The sequence below is a fragment of the Paenibacillus sp. P4_A7 genome, assembly GCF_056402455.1.
Genome location: NZ_JBFUHJ010000334.1, coordinates 1 through 6,075, shown reverse-complemented (window position 1 = coordinate 6,075; position 6,075 = coordinate 1). Strand labels below are relative to the sequence as shown.

The window sequence follows — 6,075 nt, the reverse complement described above, 5'->3', positions numbered from 1 at the left end:
CTCATGCTCCGCTTCATAGATCAATAGTTTGTTCCTAGCATACTCAATGATCATGTTTTGAAAACCACCGCATGTACCTAATAACGGAACGTCATTCTCACGAGCATATTTAATAATGCATAATACGCCTTCTACGGATTCGGGACTACCAGGAGCGATCCAAAACCCATTGAAAGTATTAATGATTTTACCCAATTCTTCGATTATTGATGCTGTAGGAATCCATTCGTACTCTATATGAATCCCTAATTTCTGAGAAGAATGCACGAGAGCATCATTAGTAGCTCTATGTGATGGATATTCTATATTATAATCACCTATAATCGCAATTTTCATTGGATGGCCCCCGCTAATACTATTTCACTCACTTACTTTGAAATTGGTTTGAGCACATATTTTAAAATCTTCTTTATCCATACTGTCTTCACTAGACTTTACATAAAAATCTACATATTCATTAACAGCATATTTACCAGTAGAAAGTCCCTTTTCAATAAGGTTTTTCATGAATTCGATGTATTCTTTCCAAATTTCATAATCCCGTATTTTTTCCACCATTGGAAAATAGAATGGGGATGCGGAATGATAGATGGTATTTTTTATTTTAAACTGAAATATTCCAAGATAATTTTACAATAAACCCCTCCTTAAAACTACACTTATCCCCACATCAAGGACGTGATCATATCGTTTTATTCGATACTCACTTTAAAAGCATACAGACCACTACTGTTCTTTCCCCAGCTGGCATTAATGGAGTAGATATACTCCCCTTTTTCCGTCGGTAGATTAAATTTATTTGACTTCAACTCGACTTCATCAACTATTTCATTTCCTACCTGTTTCCACTTAACACCAACTTGTCGTTCAATTCTCCAAGCTATCTGGTAATGCAAGTAATACTGATTTCTCGATCATCCGTCGTACTATAACTGTGGAGAACAAAAAAATCTCCCTGTATTTAAGGAGACTTAAGTAGTACCAAAACCTTCAATTAAAACTTGATAGGAGCTTGCCTAGGGTTTGCTCCTATCAATGAAACTTCATTAATATCAGGATTGGACTTTAGACCTAGCCGATAAAACACACAATTAATGCATGATCCAACCGCCGTCAACATTGATTGTCTGTCCTGTAATGAAATCGCTGTCTTTTGATGCCAGAAAAACGAATGTCCCTTCAATGTCGTCACCATTCATACGACGGGAAAAGCTTTGTCTCTCTGCTAGGTATTCCTCAACGCCGATAAGCCCTTCCGCACCAACCTTCTCAAGCTCCGTCTCAGTTGACACCGCACCTGGCGTAATGCAATTTACGTTGATATGATGTTCACCCACTTCTCGAGCAAGTGCCCGGGTAAAGCCAATTATGGCACCTTTGGATGTCACGTAGTGCAAAAAATTGGTTTGTCCTGTGAAATAGGTAACAGAGGATACATTAATGATTTTCCCATAATTCTGACTCTTCATCGATGGGAAAACAGCCTTCGCACATAAAAACTGCGACTTAATGTTAACACCCATAATAGTGTCCCATTCCTCTTCTGTTATTTCATACCATGTTTTGCGAGGTTCAATCGCTGCATTATTCACTAGAATATCTACTTTGCCATAGCGCTGAATGGTTTCTTCAACCATATCTTTTACTTCGGCTTCCTTAGACACATCAGCCTGATAAAAGAAGGCTTCGCCCCCTAGCTCTTTGATTTCATCCACGAGTTTATGGGCCCTCTCGGCATGAGCTCTATCATTGATAACGACGTTGGCCCCTTCTGCTGCATATCGTCTCGCAATAGTGGCTCCAATGGAGCGGGCCGAGCCTGTAATAATTGCTGTTTTCCCTCTCAATCTCATATACGTTCCTCCGAATTAAGAACATGATCCGCCTTCCAGCGCGGGACGTGCCATTCTTGTGTACTGCAATAATGCCCCTTTATGATTAAACTTAGGTGGACTCCATCCCTCGAAGCGCTGACGTATAATCTCATCTATCTCTTCCTTGCTTCGCTCTTGACCTTCCGTACCTATAATATCAATTGCTCTATTCGGTATATCGATTAAAACTATATCACCATTGGCAACAACAGCAATTGGACCTCCATCTAATGCTTCAGGACCCATGTAACCAACACATGGTCCACGAGTTGCTCCGGAGAACCTGCCGTCAGTAACTAGTGAAGTAGTACGAGATAACTTTGGATCAGAAGCGATCAGCTCAGACATAAAGAACATCTCCGGCATCCCCACCGCTTTAGGCCCCTGGTAACGAATAATGACGATATCACCAGGAGTAATTTCCTTAGCCATCAACGCTTCTACAGCAGATCTCTCTGTGTCGAACACTTTAACAGGYCCTTTATGAACTTGCATCTCTTCAACGACTGCGGATTTTTTGATCGTACAACCGTTTGGAGCTAGATTTCCTTTGAGTACAGCAAGCGAGCCCTCTGATTTTAAAGGTTTCTGAATAGGATAAATGACATTACGGCGATTCAACTTATAATTGCCCAGGAACATTTCAGCGAACTTTGGCATTTCATTTTTACTGAAATCTTCTAAATTTTCACGAACGGTTTGCCCCGTTACTGTCAAACAATCGAGATGCAAATAATCTTTAAGCTCTTGCATAACAAGCGGAACGCCGCCAGCATACCAGAACAGCTCTGTAGGGTACTGTCCAGCGGTCTTCGTATCCACAAGAACGGGAATGCTTCGATGAATGCGATCGAACGTCTCAGCATCTATATCAATACCAATCTCTCTAGCAATAGCGATTAAATGCATAACAGCATTTAAAGAGCCGCCAATAGCGGAATGGATCATGATGGCATTTTCGAATGCCTCACGGGTCAAAATTTGAGAAGGAGTAATACCCGCTTGAACAAGATTCATAACCTGTTGACCCGCTGCTCTAGCTGCACGTTTAATCTCCGCATTCGTTGCCGGAATAAGCGCCGACCAAGGGAGCGCCAAGCCTAACGCTTCAGACATAACCTGCATGGTGGCCGCTGTTCCCATATACTGACAAGCTCCACACGTTGGACAGCACGCACGTTGAAAAGCTAGAAATTCCTCCTTGGTCATCTTATTCTGATCGACTTCTACACTCATATGCCACAGCTCTTCATTAGAACGCATGCAAGGCCCTGCTCCCATTGCTCCACCGGGAACATGTATCGCTGGAATATTCAATCTAGCAATCACCATAAGATGAGCTGGCACTGCCTTATCACCTGCAGAGGTTAGTACCATAGCATCGAAAGGTGTCGCCATTGCATGTATTTCTACCATGGACGTAATCATATCTCGAGACAATAGAGAATAATGCATGCCGTTATGAGCCTGTGCTACACCATCACAAATATCTGTTGTTGTATAAATCGCAGGCTTACCACCCTTTTGGAATACCCCCTTCTCCATCTCGCCTACTAACTCACCGAGGTGATAAGAACTCGGATGACTTGACCCATGTGTACTCTCAACAAGGACCTGCACCTTATCTAAATCCTCAACCGTCCAGTCCATCGACATTCGGAGGGCGTCACCCTCAAAACTGATTTTACGAACCTTTTGACTTTCCATTTCTTTAGCTTTGCTCATCTAATTCTCCACCTTTGTCTGTTCGTTTGTGTTAGAATATTGCCATTCAAATTGATTGTCGAACGGATAGAAAGGCATTTTTATATTCGTAAAAGGAAGTGATAATAATTGAGCAGTACTACTACCTGGCGTATCCAGAATATAAATCTGCTCGGAGAGCTTCTCATATTGCGCTCGGAATTGATTAGCCGATTTTACAAGCACCGAATCCTGTTCCAAAGGTTCAAGTCCCATCGTTCGGTACATAATCGGGTCTCCGGTGAACGTCGGCTTCTCAGAGAGAAGCACGGCAATCTTGCCAATTTGCAGGACAACACATCTACCCATGTTGCCTTCCGTATTTTTGGCATAACCCTCATTGAATAGAAATTTACCATCACCTATTCTTTTAACAATTCCACTTACCAATAGAGGCTGACCACCATTTACATGAATCGTATAGCCTACTTTTAACTCTACCTGTTTCCCGACACCTTCATTGATCGCCTGAGCAACGGCAGCCGGATCAACCATAGTCATAATACAGGAAAGGCGTGTCTCCACACCTAAATCCAGCAATTGCTTAAGCACAGCATTACTATCTCCCGTAGATCCTGCTCCCGGGCTGTCTGCCGAGTCAGAAATCACGATAGGTCCTTCAACCGTTCTCGACAAGACCTTCTCAACTATTTCAGCTACTGAATATAGCTGCACATCAAAATCTTCACGTATATTCCAGGCTAGCTTTGCTAATCGTTCAGCTTCTTGCTGTGCTTTTTGTTTATTGTTACTTACAACTACAACTGAGAAGCCTAACTCCTCGATATCTAGCCACGGCTGAACAGGAAAGAGAGACGTGATAATGGAATCACCGACTTGTTCTCCTTTAAATGCTTCTTTCCATAATTCAGCCAACGGACCACGCATCGTCTGGCCGTTCTCTGCAGGAACAATCATTGGGATTTTCACCATCGCGAGTCTAGTCTGTAATTCTTTTTGTAATATAGAATGTAGGAGCTTGCCCGCTCTGTACCCCGTACTTACAAAATCAATATGGGGAAAGGTTTGATATCCGACGATACCGTTAACTTGCTCAACCATCCTATTGGTAACATTCGCATGCGAATCTAGTGAAATAACGAAAGGAATTTCATTTCCTATTACATTTCTAATAACCTGAATGAGTTCTCCTTCAACATCATCGCAGCCCTCAGCTACCATCGCACCATGAAAGGCAAAAAACACTCCATCATAATCAGCAGCTCTCTGAAAATGATCAGTAATAAGCTGCTTTAGTTCTTCAAATGCCTCCTTACTAAACACACCGGATGAAACTGCCTGACCAAATACAGTTGGAATACACTGGATCTGTTCCTCACTTGCGGCTTGATAGAATCCATTGATTTCATTCGCGATAATCATTGTTTCAATCTCTTTGCCCTCTACGAAAACATGATTTCTAAAATCCTCCATAGTGCTTAAAGAAGGACTAAATGTATTGCTCTCCTGTGAAATTCCACCAATGATCACTCTCATATGTTAAGGCCCTGCCTTTACGATTTAGTAAATTCACTATATTATTTAGGAAATTGGGGACAACACGCCCCTTCGTTATTTCGTAAAATACCAGGTCGTCCTTAACACTAGAACAGAGTGTCTCGGAATGTGAATGTTCATTTGTCTGCAATCGGGAGTAACATTTAAATGCTCTACATCATGAAAATCTCGAGTATGGCCTTGCATGGACCATTGGCCACTGGATAAGCTCCGATCTAAACTTCCTTCAAATGCAATCCTATAATTTCGGCTTTCTCCACTGAAATTGCTAATCCATAAAGCAAGCTCACCCTTATTATTCGTAACACAGAAGCCATACAGCCCAAATGCATGGGGTTCTATCTTGATCTTTAGGCGCTCCTCATACAAACACATTTGCTGGAACCTTTCGAACACGCGATACGTTTTCTGCGGTATTCCATAGCTGTCGAACAATCCGCTAAACAGCTCATGCGGCTGCCCATCATAGTAGTTAGCTTCGTCAACCGCTTGATCTTGAAGATCAGCAAGTACAGCAGCGACAAATGAGGCACCCTCTGCATTTTTCTGTCTCTCGAACAAATTTCTACGGAAATTTTCACCACCTGGCTTCCATAACAACTTCCAAAGCTCTTCATCCGCACCTTCATCAGCCTGCATATAATTCCATTCGTTCAAATGACTTTCTGTCTTCTCAAATCCCGCTTCATCTAGCAATGCCCTTACCTGAATAGCATTTGCCGAAATTTGTTCTGGTGCATTGGCATAAGTATGCCAAGTAAAAAAATCCAAAGGCAGTGAATGTTCTTTACAATAAGCAATAAATCCCTTGGTAAAAGGCATGTTAATCATCGTCGCCGCTTGACCGCCTACCTTTAGATTAGAGTCTAATTGCTTGATAGCATTCGCCGTAATACGATACATTTCATAATATTGCTCTGCCGTTCCTGACCACATACAT

General features: G+C 42.0%; 6 protein-coding genes. All 6 read right to left on the bottom strand.

From position 1 onward, the window contains the following. The coding region (locus AC1DWN_RS25395) for a glutamine amidotransferase-related protein (RefSeq protein WP_477561681.1) at positions 1-336 on the bottom strand (336 nt) is incomplete at its 3' end. A gap of 24 nt (positions 337-360) precedes the next feature. Beyond that, complete coding sequence (locus AC1DWN_RS25390) at positions 361-507, bottom strand: hypothetical protein (protein ID WP_477561680.1); 147 nt, start codon at positions 505-507, stop codon at positions 361-363. Between the two features lie 584 nt (positions 508-1,091). Then, a complete protein-coding gene (locus AC1DWN_RS25385; protein WP_477561679.1) occupies positions 1,092-1,853 on the bottom strand; it encodes an SDR family NAD(P)-dependent oxidoreductase in 762 nt (253 codons plus the stop codon). 15 nt (positions 1,854-1,868) lie between these two features. Further along, the gene (gene ilvD / locus AC1DWN_RS25380) at positions 1,869-3,599 is read right to left on the bottom strand and encodes a dihydroxy-acid dehydratase (RefSeq protein ID WP_477561678.1); all 1,731 of its coding nucleotides are present in this window, start codon (positions 3,597-3,599) and stop codon (positions 1,869-1,871) included. Then, positions 3,600-5,114 (bottom strand): M81 family metallopeptidase, encoded by a 1,515-nt coding sequence (locus AC1DWN_RS25375; protein ID WP_477561677.1) that lies wholly within the window; start codon positions 5,112-5,114, stop codon positions 3,600-3,602. A gap of 75 nt (positions 5,115-5,189) precedes the next feature. Next, the coding region (locus AC1DWN_RS25370) for a GH39 family glycosyl hydrolase (RefSeq protein ID WP_477561676.1) at positions 5,190-6,075 on the bottom strand (886 nt) is incomplete at its 5' end.

Bases quoted from the DNA above. Each gene is read 5' to 3' on its own strand.
- AC1DWN_RS25375 (WP_477561677.1), bottom strand. From the start codon at position 5,114: ATGAGAGTGATCATTGGTGGAATTTCACAGGAGAGCAATACATTTAGT.
- AC1DWN_RS25390 (WP_477561680.1), bottom strand. From the start codon at position 507: ATGAAAAACCTTATTGAAAAGGGACTTTCTACTGGTAAATATGCTGTT.
- AC1DWN_RS25385 (WP_477561679.1), bottom strand. From the start codon at position 1,853: ATGAGATTGAGAGGGAAAACAGCAATTATTACAGGCTCGGCCCGCTCC.